Source organism: Dechloromonas sp. ARDL1 (assembly GCF_051122455.1).
GTDB lineage: Bacteria > Pseudomonadota > Gammaproteobacteria > Burkholderiales > Rhodocyclaceae > Azonexus.
Map to the genome: position 1 here is coordinate 3,534,021 of NZ_CP168939.1, position 20,080 is coordinate 3,554,100.

The window sequence follows — 20,080 nt, forward strand, 5'->3', positions numbered from 1 at the left end:
TGAGCTACACTTATCCACAAGCCCACCTATGTCAGGTGGCTATCACACCTGGTCAAAATTCAACGCGCACAGGTGGTCAAATTTAAACGCGCGCCGACACTTTAGGCTCGTTTCGGAGCCAAGGAGTGGTGTTGAGGGCCCCAACAACAACGACATGAGTCCAGATGAATTGTTCGCTTTGCCAATCGAATACGATTGCTGTGGGGCGAATACTCTCTGATGCTTCAGAGGATAGCGCTACGCTCCGATGTCTCCCTCCGGCTTGAAGCGATTCTGGCGCCGCCGATCCGTTACCTAAGCGCATAGCCTCATTATCGATTTAAGGCAGACTGAGGGTGTGGAGGTATTTCCATACTAAAACAAGCGCCGCCATTTGGATTGTTTCTGGCGGTAATACCTCCTCCGTGCAACTCCAGCAATTCTCGAGCAATAGCCAGTCCCAAGCCTTTTCCTCCAGCGCCAGTTTTGGTCAGGCTTGATTGCGTAAACCGCTCGAAAATACTATCAATTTCGTTATTCGGGATACCCGGCCCGCGATCAATGACCTGAACAATGGCTGCAGCTGGTGCGCTACTTTCGCTGGCGCCGGCCCGAAGTTTCCAACGGAACCGGATCGTAACAATGGAATCGTTGGGTGAATATTTGATTGCATTGGAAATAACGTTTCGTAATGCTTGGCTGATACGCAAGGGATCGCAGAATATAGGGGCGCTCTCGATTGGCTTGTCGAAAAATAGCTCAATACCTTTATTGGCCGCAGACTCCCTCAAGTCATTCGTGATCTTGTGCAGAAGTTTGAGCAGATCTGCTTCAACTGGCTTGAGCCGTATCGTCCCAGCATCCAAGGCACCAAGCTCTAATAGCTCACTGACCAGATCCGATAAACGGGCGGCACATTCCGAGATTTCGGAAAAGTAACGTCGGATCTTGTCACGCGGTGCGGTATCAAGGCGGTCACTACCGAGCCTGGAAAGCGTCAGCACACCATGGAGTGGAGTTCTGAGCTCATGGGAAATATTGGCCACAAATTCACTTTTTGCTTTATTGGCCCGCTCGGCTGACTGTTTCGCCGTCAGTAATTCGACCGTTCTCTCAGAGACCAATTGCTCAAGATGATCACGATGGCGTCTAAGCTCTTCGGCATTCTCACGTTCCTGCACAAGAAGTGTGGCCATGACGTCGGCAGCATGACCGATACCCATTAACTCTCCGTTGTCCGTAATGATGAAGCTGTCGGCAAGGATAGACGGGCTGCCTGTAGCGACCAGGATTCGCGCTATTTCTGGAATGGTCGTATCAGCCTCAACGACCAAAGGGGACTCTTCCATCAATTTCGAACAGCGCTTTTTTCCATATATCTCCCAGTGAAAGCGTCCTGCCAACTGGGACATGAAACGCTCTCTATTGATGAGTCCGACGACCGTTTTCTTTTTTACAACAGGCAAGCTCGACAGCGCCGGATGCCTATCGAAAATCTTCCAAACTTCATTGTTTAGATCGTCCTCGTCAACACAGCGCGTCTCATGGCAGAGATCCGCGGCGTACTTCGCATCACTTCGCGCATCGAAAGGATCCGTCTTTTTTTGATGTTTCGACATAAAGGGGGGCGCTTGGCTTGTCAGGGAGTTCCTTTGACTTTGACGGCAAAATGTGACTAACACGTGACTTACTCAGAAGGGGGGGGGCAGTGTGGCAATGCAAAGGTAGTGACTATCTGGGCGCACCACCAGTGGTAGTCATGTGTTGAACATCTGTTGGCGCGATCAATTCTTCAACCATGTGCCAGAAGCTGAGAGGATTTTGGCTCACCTTTAAGGTCATCTAACGCAAGCAACCCCCCGATACATAAAGGGTTTATACGGTTATCCCCAAATCCTGTGGATAACTGTGTGGAAAAGTCCTGTAGAAGCTCGCTAAGTAGTCGTTCCATAAGGACTTTACTTACGTCGCACCAATAATAATCAAGCGTCTAACCAGTTGATTATATTGATGTATCCGGTTATTGAAATAAATTTGAAATAAATATCATGCTGCGTTGCACAAAGTTGGCTGAGAAAATCGATGTTGTGAACAAGTCAAGTCTTGACAAGAAAATAGTTGCTGTTTTTGAAGGGGATTTGCCGCGATCACGAAAATCGAATAGCGCCCATTAGCTGGAGCCCCCTCGCTATCAGGTTAAGCCTGGACACCCCGCATCAGGTTGCACTTCGGCCAAAGCCGCTGGTAGCGTCCCTTAATTCATGACCACGATATGACATTCCATCGGATTGTCGAATTTTGAATTAACACGGATTTATCCGTTTAATCAGACTTCTACCGAGAAAAGATTTCTCAGGGTCAGCGTTGCTCTAGTGCAATATCCCGTCTGATATTGCGGTTAGTGGGTCGATGGATTGGGGGATGGCGATACGCCGTGCGAGGCTTTTTTCCATCCTATGCATGTGGGTGTAATCGGATATTTTGCCCTGATGAGACTTGTTTGGTGGATTGTGATTCGATCTTGGAGCGCTAAAACCAATAGGCTCCGATTAATCGGAGCCTATTTTCATGGCGATCTCTGGCAGTTTAGACGTGTTGAAAACTGCATACGGGTAAAGGCCGCACTGATGCTTCCTTAGATCATCGGGCAGGTTCGGATGTGCCTTTGTTATTCAGTTTTGATCGCCCAAATTGCATGTAATACGGGAGCCTGGTTAGCAAAATGGTCAGAACTGAAGCGCATTGGCATAGACATCTGCACATTTGATGTTCTTCAGCACCACAATGTTTCTGACGGTAGCTGGGCCGGTTGCATCTGGATCGATTCCGATGACGGCATCGTTGCCAACGACCTTGCAGGTTACGTATCCGTCCTGAAAGGGATCGGAACTGGAGATGCCGACTGAATGCATCAGCTGAGACATGTCGATCCGATCCTTGCCCACCTCGAAATCGGTGATGGTGTCCATGGCGTCGCGCAAATTGGTAAAAACGAATTGGTCAGCGCCGGTGCCACCGGTTAGCGTGTCGGTACCCGGGCCGCCAGTGATGACATCATCGCCGGCAGTGCCAACGATATTGTCACGGCCGGCAGTGCCATTGATCGTCTTAAGCAAGTTGATGCCGACGATGACCGGATCGTGGTCGGAAGAACGGTACGGTGTGGCACTGTACAGGTCCTGCGGTTTGAACTCGGTGTTGTAGTCGATGACGGAGGGCTCGTCGGTATTGATGTGCCATTCGGTGACGCCGGTGATCTGAGCAGACAAGCTGGTGCTGGCCAAAGCATGGTCGAGATAGCCGCTCTCGCTGTCGAAGGTGTAGGAGTACGGCTCGGCAATGCGGGCAGCAATTTCGTTGACCAGGCCGCCGTCGGTCAGGCGCCGGATGGGATCTTCCATGCCGTAGCTGTTGAGATCGCCGATAACCAGTACATCGTTGTCGCCGGCCTGTGACTTGACCGTATCGATGAAGCCGAGCAGTGCCGTGGATTGTTGCTGACGACGGCCGTTGTAACAGCTCTGGCCATCACCTTGGTCGGCATCGGCACCGCTGGCATCGGAACAACTCTTCGATTTGAAGTGATTGACGACAACCGAGAATTTCTCGCCGTTGGCCGCTCGGAAGGTCTGGGCGAGCGGCGGGCGGTTGTGGATCGCATCGCTGTCGGCAATTGCTGCGCCATCAAGCATTAGGGTGGTCGGCTTGTAGATCATCGCAACGCGGATGGCGTCGGTACCGGTCGGGCCGTTCAGGTTGCTTACAGCGGCGTAGACGTTGCTGCCGTAGGCCGTGTTGAGGGCATTGACCAGATTCTGGACGGCAGTCGTTCCGTTGTTCTGAATTTCCATAAGACCGACGACATCGGCGTTGATTGCCTTGATGGCAGCGACGATCTTGGCCTGCTGTCGAACGAATTCGGCGGCGTTATTGGCGCCGCGGCAGTTGCTGGCGGCAGTCGAACCACCCAGCGTGCAGCCCTGGCCGGTCTGGCCGCTGGCGGTGGTGCCATCGGTAAAGGTGGTGAAGTAGTTCAGCACGTTGAAGCTGGCCACCTTGACGTTGCCACCGACGGAATTCGGCACGGCGGTACGCGGATGGGTCCGCGAGAAGACAGGCGAAACAGTAGGGTGTAGTTTGTAGTCGCGCGGGCCGGTGCCGTTCGAGGTGATCAGGCCATGGTCGATTACCCCGACCAACTGGGAAACCGTGTCGCCGGCGCGTAGCGTGCCGTCGAGGCCCATGAAGGGGATGGGGTTCGGATTCTGCGCACTGGAACCGTCGTCGAGCACGATCCGGCGGCGGGCGTTTTCGTCAGCCAGCGCGAGCGCATCCGACGAACCAGGCGGGTAACGATTGGTCGGAATCTCCAGCCGGCCGTCTGCCGACAGCGTAACCTGGCCGTAGCGCCCCTGGAAATAGTTCTGCGAAACGGTCAGCGGCGTGGTGATGCGAACCAGCATGCCCTCGTAGCGTTCCAGGTCGCCTTCGACACTTTCCGGTAGCGTGATGGGGGTCGGCGCAATGGTGAAACCGCTGCCCAGCACCTGCACGTTGCTCGGGTTGGTCAGTTCGGTGACGGTGTTGAATTCGGCGACGCTTGCGTTCAGGCGCAGCTTCTGACCTACGACGACACTGGCCCCGGGGGCGTAGACGAAAATACCGTCCGACGTCTGGAGATTGTTGTCACCGTTCTCGTCTTGCAGGTAATAGCCGTTCAGGTTGGGGAAAACGGCAGTGACGACGCCTTCGGTGGTAACGGAATTTCCGGTCAGCGGGCTGGCGGTGCCGCTGCCTTGAATGTCGTAGATGCGGGTAATGCCGGCGGCGGTCTGAACGGTGACCGTTGCCGTGCAACTGGCGCTCTGGGCATCATCGTTGCTGAAGTTGATGGGAATGCTGTAGTTGCCGATGGCGGTGCCGGCTGCAACATTGAGCGTGGCGCTGGCGGTGCCGCCATCGCCCGAAGCGGGAGTGATCCTGTCGAGCGTGATGCCGCTGGGCAGGGTGCCGGCGGCGATGCTGTTGACCGTACTGTCGCTATCGGTAGCGCTGATGACGATGCTGCCGGCCGTGCCAGCATCGATGGTGAGGGGCGGGCAAGAGGGGGCAATGAGGGTATTCACTGTGCCGCCACCACACGGAGAGAGCGGCGTGGCACTATTGCGCGGGTTGGGGGCGACGGCGCCGAAATCGGATGCATTGTTGTCGGTGTCGATACAGACGTTGCTTCGAACGGCGGCGGTGGTGTTGGTCAGTGCCGGAGCTGCGCTACCTTCGGCGTGATTGGCGGTGCCGTAGCCGACCAGGTCGACGTAGCCGGTTGGGTTGGTGCCGGTGAGTGCGATCGTCGAAGCGACCAAAGCGACCTTACCGTTAGTGCCGCTCAAGGCGATGCTCCCCAAGGCATCGGGGGCCGGCAGGCTGACGGTGCCACCTGTGCCGGCTGCCTGCTGGATCAGGAAATACTGGCCCGGTTGCAACGATATAGCGGGTAGATCGGTCTTGTTGCTCCAGGATGAGCCCGTTGCCGAGGCGTATTGCACCGACCAGCCGGCCAGGCTGACCGGAGCGGTGCCACGGTTGAACAGTTCAATGAAATCGTTCTTGTAGGTGGCGCCGCTATTGCCGCCGCCGCCATAGACCTGCGAGATGACGACGTCCGATGCGGCGAAGGCGGGGGCGGCTGCCAGCAGGCTGGCGGCGATGATGGAGAGGCGGAGGCTGGGAGTGTGGCGCGTTTTCATGGCTTGCTCTGCTTTGGTTATGCGGCAGTGGGCTGGGCCGGCAAAATCGCAGATAAGCCAACCCCTACCGGCGCCCTGGCGGGCTGGTAAAAGAAGAGATGGCTGAGTGAGCCATCTCGTTGTTTGTGCTTCCGCTTTGTCTAGCGTTGCTGGCGACGACGCAGGGCCAGCAAACCGAGGCCGGCCAGGAACATGGCGTAGGTTTCGGGTTCCGGAACAGCGGCGTAAATGACGTTGGCCGTATTCAGGCCGTCGGTAACGTAGGCGTCGCTGGCATTGCTCAAGCCGGGAACGAATGTCATGGCGTCATTCGATAGCGACAGGCCGAGGAATGCGCCGTTGTAGTAGGAAACATCGGGGGCGGCCCAAGCGTCACCCAACGAATAGCCGACATCGTTGTAGGTCATAGAAAAATTGATTAGCGGGGCGACGGTCAGCAGCGGCTCGGCTGCATCGAAAACCGCCAGCAGGGAGTCGTCGAAGCTGAAACTGCCGGAGAACTGAATGGTGTTCAGCGTACCCAAGAACGAATAGTTTTGGGTCGCGGCCTGGGCAGCGGGCAGGGCGGCCAGCAGCGCGGCGGCCAAGGCGGTGGTGCGGAGGATGTTGCGCATGGAAAATCTCCTGAATGGGGTCGATATGAGTTACAGGCCGAGGTCGCGTGCCGGGATGATCTGCTTGGCTGTCAGGCCCTTGAGCGTGACCAGCGGGAAGGGAGCGGCCGGGCCATTGCCGTCGATGTCAATTTGCAGGTTAGCGCCGCCGGTGACGTCCTTGATCACTATGTGGCCGTTGGCGACTGCTTGCGCTGGGACGATGCCGAGGCTGTTGAGCAGGGGGCTCAGGTCGATGCTGTCGGCGTAGGGGGTGAAGTCGGTGATCACGTCGCCTGCATCGCGCAAGCTGTTATAGACGAACTTGTCGCCGCCGGCACCGCCGGTCAGGATGTCTGCTCCCGGGCCGCCGGTGATGACATCGTCGCCAGCCGTGCCGATGAGTTTGTCGCGGCCGGCTGTGCCGTTTTTCATGATCCCCGGGGTCACCACGGCAATGGCTTGGTCAACCAGACGACCGTAGGCGTCGTACGGGTTTTCAAGGCCATAGAGGTTGACAGTGATCTCGTCACCTTCGGTTGCGTCATCCCGCTGCAGGCCGCCATTGGCCTTCGGGGCCTTGATGTAGTTGGCCAAGGCTTCCTGATAGGTGATGGTGAATGGATCGTTCTCGAACATCACGCCATTGGCGGCGAACGGGTAGTTGTCGCCGCCGTTGGCCGTGAAGTCGATGGTGGTGAAGGAGAAGTTGCGTGTCCCGTTGACCACTGCGCCGTTATCGATCAGCACTGTACCGTCGTCGAGTACAACACGGCGAACACGGTCCCCGGTGCCTACGTTGGCAACGATGGAACTGCGCGCCGTCCTGCTGGTGTCGTAGAACACCTTCATGCCTGAAACCTGAGCGAATTTGCCATTGACCGCACCATTCGGGCTGGCTGAGCTGACGGAGTGCTCCAGGATGTCCTTGAGCTGGGCGGCATTCATGGCCGGTGCGCGTTTGACCAGGTTGGTGAAGGGCAGGATGTTGAAGGTGTCGCCCATCGTGACGTTGCCGGCTGCGGAAATGTTGGTGCGGATGCCACCGCCGTTCTGGATCGCCACGTCGGTCTTGCCGGCAAAGCGCATGGCGTCGGCAACCAAGTTGCCGAGGCCGGTTTCGGCATTGCGCACACCAGCGGTGAAGGTGCAGCGAGTAGCCGGGGCTACAGGCGTACAGGCAGCGTGGGTCGGGCCATTCAACTTGGTCGCGGTGGTGCCGATCACTTGGGCGTTGAGGGCCGAAATGTAGTTCAGCACCGGGGTCACGACTGTCGCGTTGAGTGTGGCATCGCCGGTCACCCTATCAGCGTCGGCGGTAGCGCCGGAGACGCGGATCATGCGGGTGCTGTCGAGGCTTGTGACACGACCGCTCGCGTCATCGATGGTCAGGTTGACTTCGCCTACATAGCGGTTGCCGAAGTGACCGGTAACGACCGGAACAGCCTTGCCTGCAGCATCGTTGGCATAAACCGGGTGCGTCTTGTAGGACGGGGCGACACCACCATTGATCAGCAGGTCGTCGGGGTCGCTCATAAGTTCGTGACCGCCGCCGGAGATGACGAGGTCTACGCCGCTCAGGCCGGGGATCATCTTGGTGATCTCGTTCTGCGCGCTCTGCAGGTGGCTCATGACGATGACGACTGTCACGCTTTCGTCGTTACGCAAGCGGTCAATCTCTGCCTGAACGAGCGGCAGCATGGCCTGGATGTTCTGGTCTTCGGTATTGCTTGCGCTCCAACTCTTCATGATGCCGTCAGGCGGCGAGGAAATGCCTGGCAATAGCGGCGTCGTCGCACCGATGATGCCGATTTTCTTGCCACCCTTTGTGGTGATGATCTTGGACTTGGCGACCTTGCCGGAGGCTTCCAGGTCGGCGAGTTCGGGAGTGACGCCGAAGTCGAGGTTGACCGACAGGTAGGTGGAACCGGAAACCTTGGCGAAGCGGGCAGCGACCGGGCCGGTGTTGTCGAGGTCAAACTCGTGGTTGCCGAAGGTAGTGGCGTCGAAACCGATCTGCCGGGCGGCAATGGCATCGTAGAAATCCTGACCACCATCTTCCGGGTGAGCGTTGGCCAGGTTGGCGAAGCTCGCCGTCAGGCGCGGGCCGGGCAGGAAGGAGTCGCCGGCATTCAGCGTGACGACGGATTTCCCGGTTGCGGTGGCGGCAGCCTTGGTGTTGGCGATCACGCTGGCGAGGCGATCGACGCCGCCATAGAAGGAAATGGGCTGGCCGGCGTTGTCGCGCAGGTTGCCCTGGGCGGAAATGAGCCAGGATTCCTGGTCGCCGACGTGCAGGACAGTGAGGCTTTCAGCCAGGGCGTAGCCCGGCAGGGCCAGAGCAAGGGCCAGGGTGAGCGGTTTGAGCATGGGGCGCATGAGTGTTTTCTCCGTTGTCGATCAGCGGCTGCGACGGCGGGCCATGAAGCCCATCAGGCCGATACCGGCAAGGAACATGGCGTAGTTCTTGGGTTCTGGAACCGTGGTGACGGTGAAGGCAGTAGTGTCAGGAACGGCACTGGCATAGGAACCGTTTGTCGTGTCCACCATCCAGTTGGACGGATTGGCTAGCGCCGGCAGATAGGAACCAAAGTTCGCCTCACCGGTACGGCTGCCGGTGTATTCAGCGTAATCCGGGGTAGCGCTGGGCGCATTGGCGTTCAGGCGGATGGCATTGACGCCTTCAGTCAGGCCGGTCCCAATCAGGGAACCATCAACCGAAAAGCTGCCATTGGTGATGGCGGCCAGGAAGGTGGTCGGTGTCGATGCATTGCTGCCAAGGTAGGCATAGATGGTTTCGTTGGAGTTGGCGATGCCCCAGTTGCTGCTACCGGAAACCGTTTCGCGGGACAGGGTGCCGACTGATGCCGACAAGGTGGTCTTGTCGTAGGCGCTGAGGCGAATGACGGTACCGGCTGCGACAGCAACGTTACCGGAGGTCCACTTGTTGTAGCTTTCGCCTGTGTTGAATGCTGCGCCACTCCATTCGTTGTCCGAGAAATAGATCGCAGTGTTTGCTTCGATGCTGGCGAGGGCGACGAAGGAGAGACCATCCTCGTCTGCATTGAAGGCAGTGAAGGCAATATCGCCGGCCGAGAGCGCCGCATGGGCATTGACACCAGCCGCGGCCAGCAATAGTGCGAGAGCAGTCTTGCGAATCATGTTTTAACCCCTGTTGAAGTGTTGGACCCGGGATCGCCTAGCGTGGCGATCATGGGTTCAGATTAGGGGCTGGATATGACATTGGTTACTGTTTGGAAAGGCGCAGGAATGGTCCGAATGGACTAGTTTGGGGGCGCACTCTGTAACAACCTGGCCTCAGGCGTTTCTGCGGGTATGAGCATCGATGATTTCGCCATGTTGCCGCCACAGGCGTTGCAGGCCGTCGATGCCAATGTCTTCGCTAGTGCTGTCCTCCAGGCGGTACAGCAGGGAAAGCATGGTGCGTAATTCGATGTAATTCGGCGAGTCGGCATCCGGCAAGGCGGCGAGGTCGCCGGCGAGCAGGGCACGGATGCTGGCTCGGTCAGCAATGTCGATGCCGCAGCGGACGGCAAGATGCTTTATGGCCTGGCGCAGGGCGGCCAGTTCATGGCGGGCTGGGTCGATGGCAAGGAGGGTATCGTTCATTGGATCATTCACAACCGTTGCGGCGGGCAACCGCCGATGCAGGCGGAGCATGCCGGGTTCCTGTTGCGCTTGTGTGAACGCGGTGCCTACTTTGGTGGCTGGTTGTCGTAGAGCTGGCGGATATCCCGGTAACGCTCATCATCGACCGGGATGAATCCGGTCATCTGCAGATTGTGGAACATCCCGCTCAGGGCCTCGTTATTGTTCAGGAAGGCTTGACGGATTTTTGCTGCCAGCGGTGCGCAGAGGCGCCCGCGATGAACGAAGGGATCGTATGGAATGGGATCGGATTTCCACAGTACCGCGATCTCGCCGGGGGCTACGCTGCCCTTGCGCATCGCTTCGTCCAGACGGCTGCTGGAAACGAAGGCGGCATCGACCTGGCGTCGCTGTACGGAGAGGATGGCACGGTCGTGGGAGCCGGCGTAGCTGACGCGTTTGAAATGGCTGTGCAGTGGCATTCCCAGGCGTTGTGCGAATATCTGGGATGGAATCAATGCCCCGGAGGTGCTGGCCGGATCGGTCAGACTCAGGGTGGCGCCACGCAGGTCTTCCGGCTTCTTGAAGGGCCGTTCCTGGCGGACGATGAGCAGGGCTTGGTAGTGGTTACCGGAAGGGGTGTGCGGACCGTGCTGCAATGAAAAGGAAGCGAAGGCAACGGTTTCCGGTGCCCGCTTCTTGACCATGGCGTAGGCAGCCGGGCCGAGTTCGGCCAGGTCGGCCCGACCGGCGAGGAGTGCCTCGATGACTGTGCCGTAAGAGGGCGCCGACTGCAGGAGGACTGGCCGGGCCAGTTTTTTTTCCAGAAGCTGGATCAGGGGTTGGTATTCTGCAGCAAGGGTTTCCGGATTTTTCTTGGGAATCAGGGCCAGGCGGAGTGGGTTGGGGTCGTCGCACTCCTCGGCGTATGCCGGCAGAGCGGTATGCAGAATTAGGCCAAGCAGGGGGAGCAGGAAACGGCGCAGCGAGAGAAAGGTACGAGTCATGGCTGTAGTAGCCCTCCTTTGAGGAGCTGCTGGCGGGCAGTTTCGGCGGGGGCTGGGCGGCTAAGGTAGAAGCCCTGGACTTCATCGCAGCCAACGGTCTTCAAATGGATCAGTTGGTCGATGAGTTCCACACCTTCCGCAACGACGCGCATCTTGAGATTGTGGGCGAGGGTAACGATGGTGCCAACGATGATTTCGTCATCCGGGCTGTTGCGGATGTCGTTGATGAAGGATCGATCGATCTTGATGGTGTGGATCGGCAAGGTCCGGACGTAGCCGAGGCTGGAATAGCCGTTTCCGAAGTCATCAAGGGCGATGCCGATGCCCATGGCCTCAAGCTCCCGCAGGATCTGCCCCGCGACTTCGATGGATTCGACCAGGCTGCTTTCAGTTATTTCGATTTCGAGGAGTGAGGACGGCACGTCGTATGCACGGAGCAGGGTCGCAATGCGCCGGGGAAGTTCGATGTCAGCCAGTTGTCGGGCGGTTACGTTCATGGCTAGCGGCACCATCGCCAACCCTTCGGCACGCCACTCGGCCAGTTGCCGGCAGCAGGCTTCGGCAACCCAATCGCCGATAGGAACTGTCAGGCCAGTAGTTTCCGCCAATCCGATGAATTCCTGTGGATAGACCAGACCAAACTCTGGATGTTGCCACCGCAGCAAGACCTCGAATCCGGTGATCCGGAAATCGGCCAGACTGACCTTCGGCTGGTAATGGAGAACCAGTTCGTTCTCGATAATGGCCTTGGGCAACCCCTGCTCCAATTCGAATTGGCGCTCGCAGGCAGGGTTGAGGGTTGGATCGTAGAAAGTATAGCGCCCCTTGCCGGCACGCTTGGACTGGTACATGGCGGCATCGGCGTGGCGGCTCAGGGACTCGATGTCGTGTCCGTCGCGCGGGAACACGGCAATGCCGATGCTGGGACTGACCTGAATGTCGTGGCCATCCAGATTATGGCAGGGCCGGCCTACAATCTCGATCAGCTTGTCGGCGACGATGGCAAGGTCCTCGCGCCGTTCCAGGCCGGTGAGCAGCGCGACAAATTCGTCGCCGCCAAGACGAGCGACGACATCGGAGTCGCGCAGCACGGAGCGCAGGCGCGCTGCAACGGTCTGCAACAACAGATCGCCGATATGGTGGCCGAGCGAATCGTTGATGGTCTTGAAGCGATCCAGGTCCACGTACATCAGGCCATAGTGCTTGCGGCTGCGTTTGGCACGGGCGAGGTGGCTGGCGCCCAGTTCGAAGAACATCCTCCGGTTGGGCAGGCCGGTCAGGTGATCGTGGGAGGCGAGCTCGTAGGCCCGGTGCTTCTCGTCCTGCAATTGTAGAATCAGGCGATGCTTGTCAGCATCGGCCCTGGCCAGGCGGGCTACCAGGCGCTGGCCACGGTGCATGGCGGCGGCAATCCACAGCGTGGCGCCGATGACGACGGCGCTGAGCAAAAGCAGCATGGACAGGAAACGGCCGCGGGCGGTGAAATAGCCGTCATGGAGTTCATTGATCTCGCGGCTGACGGCAACGACCAGCGGATAGTCGTCGAGGTGGCGAAAACTGGCCTGAAGCGCCGGCGCTTCCGCTTCGGCGGGAATGACGATCGAGCCACGCGTGCCGGCCGGCGACAGATACTTTGCCGAGCGATATTCCGTCTCCAGCGAATCCATGCCACTCGGGCGAGCACGGGCGATGAGCAGCCCGGTACTGTCCAGCAGTTCGATAGCGCCCGAGGCGCCAATGTCGATTTCCTGGTACAGGCTGAGAAAGTAACCGAGGTCCAGCACGGTGATCAGGATTCCGCAAGGTGTACCGCCGGTTCCGAATACCGGGTAGAGCAGGGGAACCTCCCATGCCTGTTCGGCGGTTGCTGGGCGGGGGGCGACTCGGGGTGTCGGACGGGGTGTGTTGCGCGAGGCGGTGGATAGGTTGTGTAGCGCTTCGACGAGCGCGGCGTCCGCGGGCATGGATGAAGAAGCGTAGATTGGACGCAGGCCCATGTCGTAAAGAGCAACCCGCAGGAATGCCCGGTCAGCTGTCCGCAAAGCGCCGAGCAGTGGGGCAGATGATTCTGCACTGCAGTCGGCTACCTGACCGGCAGCGAGGGCGAGAAGATGCCCGCGATCCAGGACTTGGTTGAGGTTCTCGGAGATCGTGGCGGTCAGGCTTTCCTGCTGCATGCGTGCACTTTCGCCGACCACCCGGCGATCGCCCTCCAGCTTTTGCCAGACAATGGCCCAGGTTATTCCCAGCAGGGCTAGCGAAAGAAGGATGCTGGCCAACAGCGCGCCATTCCACCCCCTGCGAAAACGGCGCCTTAGCCAGATGCGGCCGCGGATCACGATGCCCGGTTGCCTCATGGGCAAAGTGTGCAAGCGATGCCGGCAGGGGGGAGGATGGGCCGTCGAGTCATTCCATGGAGCGAGGGGCGGGGATGGGGCGGATTATGTTGCCAATTTGTTGCCACGATGTTTCAGGTACTGGAAAGCACTTTGTAACATCAGGCGGCTACGCTCGCTCCTCGTAATACCGACCAACCAACTATTCACTATTGCCATGACTACCGATGAGCGTCGCCGTTTTCCCCGCTTTCCCTTCCATTCGCGAGGCTTTTTGGCCATTGGCGAACGGCAGCACCTGGGCAGCATTCTCGATGTGTCGCTCAAGGGGGCGCTGTTTTCTTCGGCGGAGCCGCTGGAACTCCCACCGGGGACGGTCTGCCGCCTTGAAATTTATCATGCCGGACAAGAGGAGGTCGGAGCTGCAGCAGCCGTCGTCGTCTACTGTCGGGAAGGGCTGGTCGGTCTCGAGTTGCACGATATCGATGCGGCAACCAGCGGCGTACTGGCCCGGGTGGTGGCGATGAATCTCGGAGTGAGTAGTCTGCTGGAGCGTAAATTGCCGGACATGCTTGGGGCCGGAGAGGCCGTAGCCTGAAGGTAATTGTGAGGCGCTTCGCCGCGGTGCAAATCGGCGGCCTTGTCTTGATTCCGCAACACAAGGGTAAACAAGGGTTGATACAGTCGTCATCTTTCCCCGGTTACTGAATCTTCACTATGCCCCTAAAAATGATCGCCCAGGTTTCCCTGTTTGTCCTCATTCCCGGGGTTGCCATGGCATTCGAGGAGTCGGGCGCGGTCTATCCGCGTGTCGCTGGCGGCGAGATACGACAACGCTCGCTGCCGGAGCAGATGGCTGCTGTCAGCAACCCGGTGTGGAGTGATACGCTGCCCGTGGTGCCTTCTGTCACAGTCGAGTTGATTGCGGCCTGCCGGACGGGAGATGCCGAGCAGGTGAAACGCCTGCTCAATGCCGGCGCACTGGCCAACGGAAGCGATGCGAACGGAGAGCGGCCGCTGGTTGCTGCAGTGGCGGCGGGCAGTGCGGAATCGGTGCGCCTGTTGTTGCAGCGCGGGGCCAGCCCCGATGTCAAGGGCGCCATCGGCCTCACCCCGCTTGGTATGGCGGCCGCCGAGGGGCGTAACGACCTGGTGACCATTCTGTTACGTGGCGGCGCTCGGCCCGACATGGCCGGCGACAATCGCGGCACGCCGCTTCATGACGCGGTGCGTTACGACCATGCGCTTGTTGTGGAATCCTTGCTCAAGGCCGAGCCAGCGGTTGCCCGCTATGACCGGGAAGGAATGCACCCTCTGGCATTGGCGGCAGCGCGCGGTAGCCATGGGTCGCTGCAAGCCTTGCTGGCGGCTGGGGTCGATCCCGACTTACCTGATCGCAAGGGGCTGACAGCTCTCTACTGGGCTCGCCGCTTCGACCGTCCCTTGGCCGAGGAAATTCTTCTCCGGCACGGCGCCGTGCGTGAGGCATGGCCGATCGACGTCGATTAGAGCACGGCGAACATGGATACCCTGGTTACTCTTAGCCCGCTGGAGGTGGAGCGGTTGCTCATCACTATCGAGTCATCGCAGCAAGTTCATCGTCGCCACCAATATTTTCTTTGGTCGCAGGGTGCGCTGCAGGGATTTTTGCCCCATGACATTCTTATTGTCGGCTATGGTGAGTACGACACGCCCGGCTTTCGCTGCGAAGTCCTGGCTCGGGCGAATATCTATGAAGACCGGGCGATGCTGCGCGAAATCGATGAACTGGTACAGGCCATGGTCGACGACTGGCAAAATGCCGGCGGCACGCCGCGCATGTACGCTGCCGAGCAGGGCGGAGGCAAAATCGGAACTCGCCTGGCGAGTTTGGGATTCGGTAACGCGCTGGCCCATGGCGTGCGGGAATTTACCCGCGTCAATGCCGGGTTCTTCGTCTTCCTGCGCATGCCGCAGCCACCAAACCGGCGGCACGCCTACTTTGCCGAAGTCCTGATGCCTTACCTCTATGTCACCCTCTATCGCATGCTGCAGTCCGAGCACGATGCCCCCGGGCGTCGCCTGCGTCCCGGTGTCAAGCTGAGCGGCCGGGAAGCCGAGGTTATTTCCCTGATCCGCGACGGCAAGACCAACCAGCAAATCGCCCTGACGCTGGAACTCAGCCCTCTGACGGTCAAAAACCACGTCCAGAACATCCTGCGCAAGCTCGAAGTGGCCAACCGCGCCCAGGCCGTTGCCAAGGCTGTCAAGGCCAGGCTGATCGGGGATTCGGCAGCGAACTGAAGCTGCTTGGCAGGCACGTTCGGACAGGGTCACGGCGCGATATTTCGTCGGCGCATCCTGGTCTCCCGTATCCGTGCCGACAGCCTTGCCCGAGAGCGCAAGTGCCTAGCTTGTAGGCATGTTTGTTCATGTCCGCGCTTGTGTTACAGAGTATGACAAAGCGCCCCGGCTGGCATGAGCCGAACGGACCTGCAACGTGGTTCCATCGGCCGATTAAATTCTCCCTTTTCCTGCTAATGGACGTCATTTCCGGCTTCTAAAGTACCCCCTGACGACATGGCGGCGGAATCCTCTGTCCGGCGAAAAATATGCCATCCGCGGTTCGTGTGAGCGGGCGCCCAAGCCAGATGCCACTGCCGAACATGTCGCGCTTTCCCCGCAAGGGGGGTCGTTCAACTATTTTTGGTTAGGGGTAATTCAATGAAGTTTTCTCTCAAGACTCTCGCTGCGGCCGTCGCGCTGGTCGCTGTTGCTGGTACCGCCAGCGCTGCGATCGACAACGGTGCTGGTGGTAACGGCGGCTTGTTCTTCAACGCCTGGGATGGCCAGACCTCATACAACTATGACATGGCCATGTCCATTGATGCCTATGAAGCCAACCTGGCTGCTGCTGGCAATCAGAACCTGATTTGGGGTAGTGATTTCAATTCCTCGTTCACCTCCTGGCTGGCTACCGCCAATACGACGACGCTGCAGTGGAGCATCCTCGCCACCGATACCGTCGCGCAGCGTCGTATCTTGACCACTGTGGGCGCTGCCGTTCTTCCCGCGACCAACAGCAATAGCGACGTGCTGCGCACCGGCGCCGGCAATATCCAGACCTACCTTAACAACGTCAACCCGATCCTGACCGGCAATTTCGCTGTGACTACGTCGAATACTGCCGATTCCTATACCGGTAAGCTGATTGGCGACAAGATCAACAACAAGTTCAATTTCGATACCTCGGGATCTTTTGCCAACAACAGCTATGACAATGGCGTGGTGTTCCAGAAGACTCTTGCCGCCGCTTCCGGCATCACCAAGGGCACCAACAACGCCTATGACGACGGTGGTGTTGCCGTTCGTTCTTGGGTTGACGCCGCTGGCTTGCACATCGCCGCCGTTCAGGCCGTTCCGGAACCGTCTGAGTACGCCATGCTGCTGGCTGGTCTGGGCCTGATTGGCGCGGTCGCTCGCCGCCGTTCGCAGAAGCAGGCTTGATTCATCCACACTTCAAGGAACAATCCCATGCAAATCAAGAAACTCTCCGCTCTTTGCGCGCTCGCGCTCGCCTCCATGGCAGGTTCCGCTCACGCTGCCCTGACCGCCGCGCAGACGACCATCCTCAACGATGCCAATAGCAACGGCCGCGTCGTCTTCATTTCCGGCGCTTCCGCCGTTCAGAAGGGCTTCGCCGCCGGTGTGGCGTCCCTGTTCTCCGGCACGCCGTTCTTCCTGGGCGTCGATAACACCAAGAACATCGATTCGAACGACCACCTCGCCGTCGCCGGCACCCTGGCTGTTGCCGCGGGCGGCTGGCCTGCCGGTTCCAACGTGGTTGTGGTGTACCGCGTCAAGGGCGGCTCGGTCATGGGCGTCAATCCGGTTGCCCGCGCCGAATCGATCGAAGCGCTGGATGTTCTCGCCGCCAACTGCGGTTCGCTGGGTTCCGGTACTGCGGCGGCGCCGTACAAGTGCTCGACCACCACTCGCATCCCGGATGCCGGTGTTTCCGATGTCGCTCCGGCGCTGTTCAAGAATCCGGTCAACACCGAGGGTGAAACCGCTGCGGCTGAACTTAACGCCGCCGAACTTGCCGACCTTGCTGCCCGTCCGATCTATGGCTTGGCCTTCGGTATTCCGGTGACCAAAACCGTTGGCTCCAACGTGAAGTTCACGCGCTCGACTGTCGCGGCAATCATGTCCGGTAACGTCGGTACTTGGAATCAGGTCGACGCCGCCGAATCGGGCGATATCGTCATCTGCCGTCGTGTTCCGGGTTCGGGTACGCAGGCTGTCATGAACCTGTGGGCCGGCAGCTATCCGTGCAGCGGCGACGCGAATACCCCGGCGGACCGCGATACCTCCGGCAACTACGACGGTACCGACTTCAGCGAAACTGTTGCTGGCGTTACGAAGAACTACACCGGCCAGTACACGATCAATGCCGGCACCGGTGGTGTCGTCGTCGTCGAGAACTCGACTTCCGGTCAGGTCCGCGACTGCCTGAACAAGGCTGTCACCGGCGGTAGCTACGATACCGCCGACCGCGACGGCAACCTCGTCAAGGTTACCTTCAACGGCGCCGGCCACAAGGCGATCGGCGTTCTGTCGATGGACAGCCTTTCCTCCTCGACGGCGGCCGGCAACTGGCAGTTCCGCTCGCTCGACGGCGCCGGCAAGATGACGGCTGACCTGCAGGCTGGCGGTACGGCGGTGGTCGATGGCTCCTCGCTGACCGGTACCGGCAAGTTCCCGACCAAGACCGCCTACGAAAATGGCGACTGGGATCTGCAAGGCTGGGTGTCGTTCAACCTGCCGAGCCGCACCACGGGCAACAAGAAGGCGCTGCTCGAGAACTTCGCTGCCAAGGTCAGCGATCCGGCCGTTCTCGCCGTCGTTTCAAGCCTGAAGAACGTCGCCATGGCCATCCCGGGTCAGGACGCACCGTTTGACTTCCCGGCCGGCCCGGGTTCGCAGATGCTCGACGCCGCCTACCTCGGCAACAACCAGTGCGCGCCGTACAACCGCAACTACAACGACTGATTCTCTCGCAGACTCATCCCGCCGCCGCAATGGCGGCACAGCAGCAATTTCGGCCCGCTTCGGCGGGCCGTTTTTTTTGGGGGTGGGTAATGTTAAATGTCGGCGTCGTTTGCTAGTCCGATCGGACTACGTTTCTAGTGCCCCGATGTCACGGGTGGGTAAACGCAGGACCGCATACTCCTCAAGCTATGCACACGCTCCGACTCCTTCTCCCTGCCGCCGCGGCGTTCCTCTGCGGCATCTCCACCGCGGCAACGCCGACCGGCCAGCCTGGCTTCGATCTCGTCGAGTTTTCGGTGGAGGGCAATACGGTCCTGGCCGATATCGATATTGAAAATGCCGTCTATCCCTCGCTGGGGCCAGGGCGAACGCCGGCTGACGTCGAGAAGGCACGCGCGGCGCTGGAGGCGGCCTACCACCAGAACGGATACCTCTCGGTGTCGGTGAGCGTGCCGGTGCAAAGCGTTGCCGACGGCGTGGTACGCCTGCAGGTAATCGAAGGGCAGGTCGAGCGGCTGAAGGTGAGCGGAAACCAATACACGTCGCGTCAGGATCTTCGTAGCGAAGTGCCGGAACTGGCGCCGGGCAAGGTGCCGCATTTTCCGACCATGCAGGCCGAACTGGCGCAGGCCGGCCGCTCGCCGGATCGCCGGGTGACGCCGCTGCTGCGGCCGGGTACCCGCCTGGGCACCATGGAGGTGGAACTGGCGGTGGAGGATGGACTTCCGCTGCACGGCAACATCGAACTGAACAACCGGCAGAGCCCCGATACGTCGAGTACACGCCTGGAAGCCGGTATCCGCTACGAGAACCTGTTCCAGAAGCAGCACAGCGCCGGCCTGAACTACGTGGTTTCTCCCGAGAGTCTTGACGAGGTGAATGTCCTCGCCGGTTTCTACAATGCGCCGCTGGGCAATGGACGTAGCCTTTCAGCATTTGCCCAGCACTCCAACAGCAATATCGGTTCGGCTGTTGGCAGCACTGTGCTCGGCAAGGGCACCACGCTGGGGGCGCGCTATTCCCTGACGCTGCCGCAGGCGGCCGGTGTCGGCGGGTTCTTCCATTCGCTGTCCATCGGCATGGACTACAAGGATTTGCAGGAAAACCAGAATGTGCTGGGAGCCGACACCAAGGAAGCGCCTCTGCGCTACACCCCGCTGGTCGCGCAGTATTCGGCCGGCCATTTCGGCGAGAAGGGCAGTTTGGCCGCCAATCTGACGCTGGTCGCGAATATCGATACCGGCTCCCGCGAGGTGGACTGCCAGGGCGTACAGATGGATCAATTCGCGTGCCGGCGCCATGGGGCTCGGCCCGGTTTTTCGGTGTTGCGCGGCGATCTGGCCTATACCCTTCGCCTGAGCGGCTGGGAGGCCTTCGCCAAGTTCGATTTCCAGGCCAGTGGTCAGGCGCTGGTGTCACCCGAGCAGTTCATCGGCGGCGGTATGGATACCGTGCGCGGTTACCTTGAAGGCGAGGCGGCCGGCGACGCGGGCTGGCGCCTGCGTACCGAGCTGCGCTCGCCGACCCTCGCCGAATGGGGGGGCAGCGGCTTGCGCGCCATCGGCTTCGTGGAAGGTGCCAGTCTCTGGCTGCACGACCCGTTGCCTGGGCAGAAGGGCAATTTTTCCCTGGCCGGGGCGGGTATCGGCTTGCGCCTGAAGGGCGAGCGGGGCGGTCCGTTGTTTGTTGTCGACCTGGCGCAGGCCCTCACTGACGGACCGCGCACAGCGTCAGGCAAGAACCGGGTGCATATGCGCCTGGGTTACGAATTCTGAGCG

14 protein-coding genes are annotated in these 20,080 nt (G+C 59.6%); 6 read left to right on the forward strand and 8 right to left on the reverse strand.

The window, feature by feature from the left end:
• Nucleotides 1-311 precede the first annotated feature (311 nt).
• The 8 genes from AB6Q56_RS17585 to AB6Q56_RS17620 all read right to left on the reverse strand — a co-directional run bounded on the left by AB6Q56_RS17585 (nucleotide 312) and on the right by AB6Q56_RS17620 (nucleotide 13,214).
• Nucleotides 312-1,598 carry an ATP-binding protein gene (locus AB6Q56_RS17585; RefSeq protein WP_434514343.1) on the reverse strand — a complete coding sequence of 429 codons (1,287 nt, stop codon included), beginning with the start codon at nucleotides 1,596-1,598 and terminating at the stop codon, nucleotides 312-314.
• Between the two features lie 1,107 nt (nucleotides 1,599-2,705).
• Nucleotides 2,706-5,726 (reverse strand): ExeM/NucH family extracellular endonuclease, encoded by a 3,021-nt coding sequence (locus AB6Q56_RS17590; RefSeq protein ID WP_434514344.1) that lies wholly within the window; start codon nucleotides 5,724-5,726, stop codon nucleotides 2,706-2,708.
• Between the two features lie 140 nt (nucleotides 5,727-5,866).
• Complete coding sequence (locus AB6Q56_RS17595) at nucleotides 5,867-6,340, reverse strand: PEP-CTERM sorting domain-containing protein (RefSeq protein WP_434514345.1); 474 nt, start codon at nucleotides 6,338-6,340, stop codon at nucleotides 5,867-5,869.
• A gap of 30 nt (nucleotides 6,341-6,370) precedes the next feature.
• Nucleotides 6,371-8,698, reverse strand: coding sequence for a 5'-nucleotidase C-terminal domain-containing protein (locus AB6Q56_RS17600; RefSeq protein ID WP_434514346.1), 2,328 nt, complete (start codon nucleotides 8,696-8,698; stop codon nucleotides 6,371-6,373).
• 21 nt (nucleotides 8,699-8,719) lie between these two features.
• On the reverse strand, nucleotides 8,720-9,481 hold the full coding sequence (locus AB6Q56_RS17605) for a PEP-CTERM sorting domain-containing protein (RefSeq protein ID WP_434514347.1): 762 nt from the start codon (nucleotides 9,479-9,481) through the stop codon (nucleotides 8,720-8,722).
• Between the two features lie 156 nt (nucleotides 9,482-9,637).
• The gene (locus AB6Q56_RS17610; RefSeq protein WP_434514348.1) at nucleotides 9,638-9,949 is read right to left on the reverse strand and encodes a hypothetical protein; all 312 of its coding nucleotides are present in this window, start codon (nucleotides 9,947-9,949) and stop codon (nucleotides 9,638-9,640) included.
• Nucleotides 9,950-10,035: 86 nt separating this feature from the next.
• A complete protein-coding gene (locus AB6Q56_RS17615) occupies nucleotides 10,036-10,935 on the reverse strand; it encodes a phosphate/phosphite/phosphonate ABC transporter substrate-binding protein (RefSeq protein ID WP_434514349.1) in 900 nt (299 codons plus the stop codon).
• Complete coding sequence (locus tag AB6Q56_RS17620) at nucleotides 10,932-13,214, reverse strand: putative bifunctional diguanylate cyclase/phosphodiesterase (protein ID WP_434514350.1); 2,283 nt, start codon at nucleotides 13,212-13,214, stop codon at nucleotides 10,932-10,934. The genes AB6Q56_RS17615 and AB6Q56_RS17620 overlap by 4 nt, the downstream gene beginning before the upstream one ends.
• 274 nt (nucleotides 13,215-13,488) lie before the next feature.
• Between AB6Q56_RS17620 and AB6Q56_RS17625 the strand changes: the two genes are divergently transcribed.
• From AB6Q56_RS17625 to AB6Q56_RS17650, 6 genes are all read left to right on the forward strand, one after another.
• Complete coding sequence (locus tag AB6Q56_RS17625) at nucleotides 13,489-13,869, forward strand: PilZ domain-containing protein (protein WP_434514351.1); 381 nt, start codon at nucleotides 13,489-13,491, stop codon at nucleotides 13,867-13,869.
• A gap of 119 nt (nucleotides 13,870-13,988) precedes the next feature.
• Nucleotides 13,989-14,780 carry an ankyrin repeat domain-containing protein gene (locus tag AB6Q56_RS17630; RefSeq protein ID WP_434514352.1) on the forward strand — a complete coding sequence of 264 codons (792 nt, stop codon included), beginning with the start codon at nucleotides 13,989-13,991 and terminating at the stop codon, nucleotides 14,778-14,780.
• A gap of 12 nt (nucleotides 14,781-14,792) precedes the next feature.
• A complete protein-coding gene (gene epsA / locus AB6Q56_RS17635; RefSeq protein ID WP_434514353.1) occupies nucleotides 14,793-15,554 on the forward strand; it encodes an XrtB/PEP-CTERM-associated transcriptional regulator EpsA in 762 nt (253 codons plus the stop codon).
• A gap of 420 nt (nucleotides 15,555-15,974) precedes the next feature.
• Nucleotides 15,975-16,757 carry a PEP-CTERM sorting domain-containing protein gene (locus AB6Q56_RS17640; protein WP_434514354.1) on the forward strand — a complete coding sequence of 261 codons (783 nt, stop codon included), beginning with the start codon at nucleotides 15,975-15,977 and terminating at the stop codon, nucleotides 16,755-16,757.
• 27 nt (nucleotides 16,758-16,784) lie between these two features.
• A complete protein-coding gene (locus tag AB6Q56_RS17645; RefSeq protein ID WP_434514355.1) occupies nucleotides 16,785-18,302 on the forward strand; it encodes a substrate-binding domain-containing protein in 1,518 nt (505 codons plus the stop codon).
• A gap of 188 nt (nucleotides 18,303-18,490) precedes the next feature.
• Entirely contained in the window at nucleotides 18,491-20,077 is a 1,587-nt protein-coding gene (locus AB6Q56_RS17650; RefSeq protein ID WP_434514356.1) for a ShlB/FhaC/HecB family hemolysin secretion/activation protein, read from the forward strand.
• The last annotated feature ends 3 nt before the right edge of the window (nucleotides 20,078-20,080 follow it).

Excerpts from the sequence above, each read along its gene's own strand:
- AB6Q56_RS17625 (WP_434514351.1), top strand. The coding sequence starts at position 13,489 with ATGACTACCGATGAGCGTCGCCGTTTTCCCCGCTTTCCCTTCCATTCG.
- epsA (WP_434514353.1), top strand. The coding sequence starts at position 14,793 with ATGGATACCCTGGTTACTCTTAGCCCGCTGGAGGTGGAGCGGTTGCTC.
- AB6Q56_RS17600 (WP_434514346.1), bottom strand. The coding sequence starts at position 8,698 with ATGCGCCCCATGCTCAAACCGCTCACCCTGGCCCTTGCTCTGGCCCTG.
- AB6Q56_RS17645 (WP_434514355.1), top strand. The coding sequence starts at position 16,785 with ATGCAAATCAAGAAACTCTCCGCTCTTTGCGCGCTCGCGCTCGCCTCC.
- AB6Q56_RS17615 (WP_434514349.1), bottom strand. The coding sequence starts at position 10,935 with ATGACTCGTACCTTTCTCTCGCTGCGCCGTTTCCTGCTCCCCCTGCTT.
- AB6Q56_RS17630 (WP_434514352.1), top strand. The coding sequence starts at position 13,989 with ATGCCCCTAAAAATGATCGCCCAGGTTTCCCTGTTTGTCCTCATTCCC.
- AB6Q56_RS17640 (WP_434514354.1), top strand. The coding sequence starts at position 15,975 with ATGAAGTTTTCTCTCAAGACTCTCGCTGCGGCCGTCGCGCTGGTCGCT.
- AB6Q56_RS17650 (WP_434514356.1), top strand. The coding sequence starts at position 18,491 with ATGCACACGCTCCGACTCCTTCTCCCTGCCGCCGCGGCGTTCCTCTGC.
- AB6Q56_RS17605 (WP_434514347.1), bottom strand. The coding sequence starts at position 9,481 with ATGATTCGCAAGACTGCTCTCGCACTATTGCTGGCCGCGGCTGGTGTC.
- AB6Q56_RS17585 (WP_434514343.1), bottom strand. The coding sequence starts at position 1,598 with ATGTCGAAACATCAAAAAAAGACGGATCCTTTCGATGCGCGAAGTGAT.
- AB6Q56_RS17610 (WP_434514348.1), bottom strand. The coding sequence starts at position 9,949 with ATGAACGATACCCTCCTTGCCATCGACCCAGCCCGCCATGAACTGGCC.
- AB6Q56_RS17590 (WP_434514344.1), bottom strand. The coding sequence starts at position 5,726 with ATGAAAACGCGCCACACTCCCAGCCTCCGCCTCTCCATCATCGCCGCC.
- AB6Q56_RS17595 (WP_434514345.1), bottom strand. The coding sequence starts at position 6,340 with ATGCGCAACATCCTCCGCACCACCGCCTTGGCCGCCGCGCTGCTGGCC.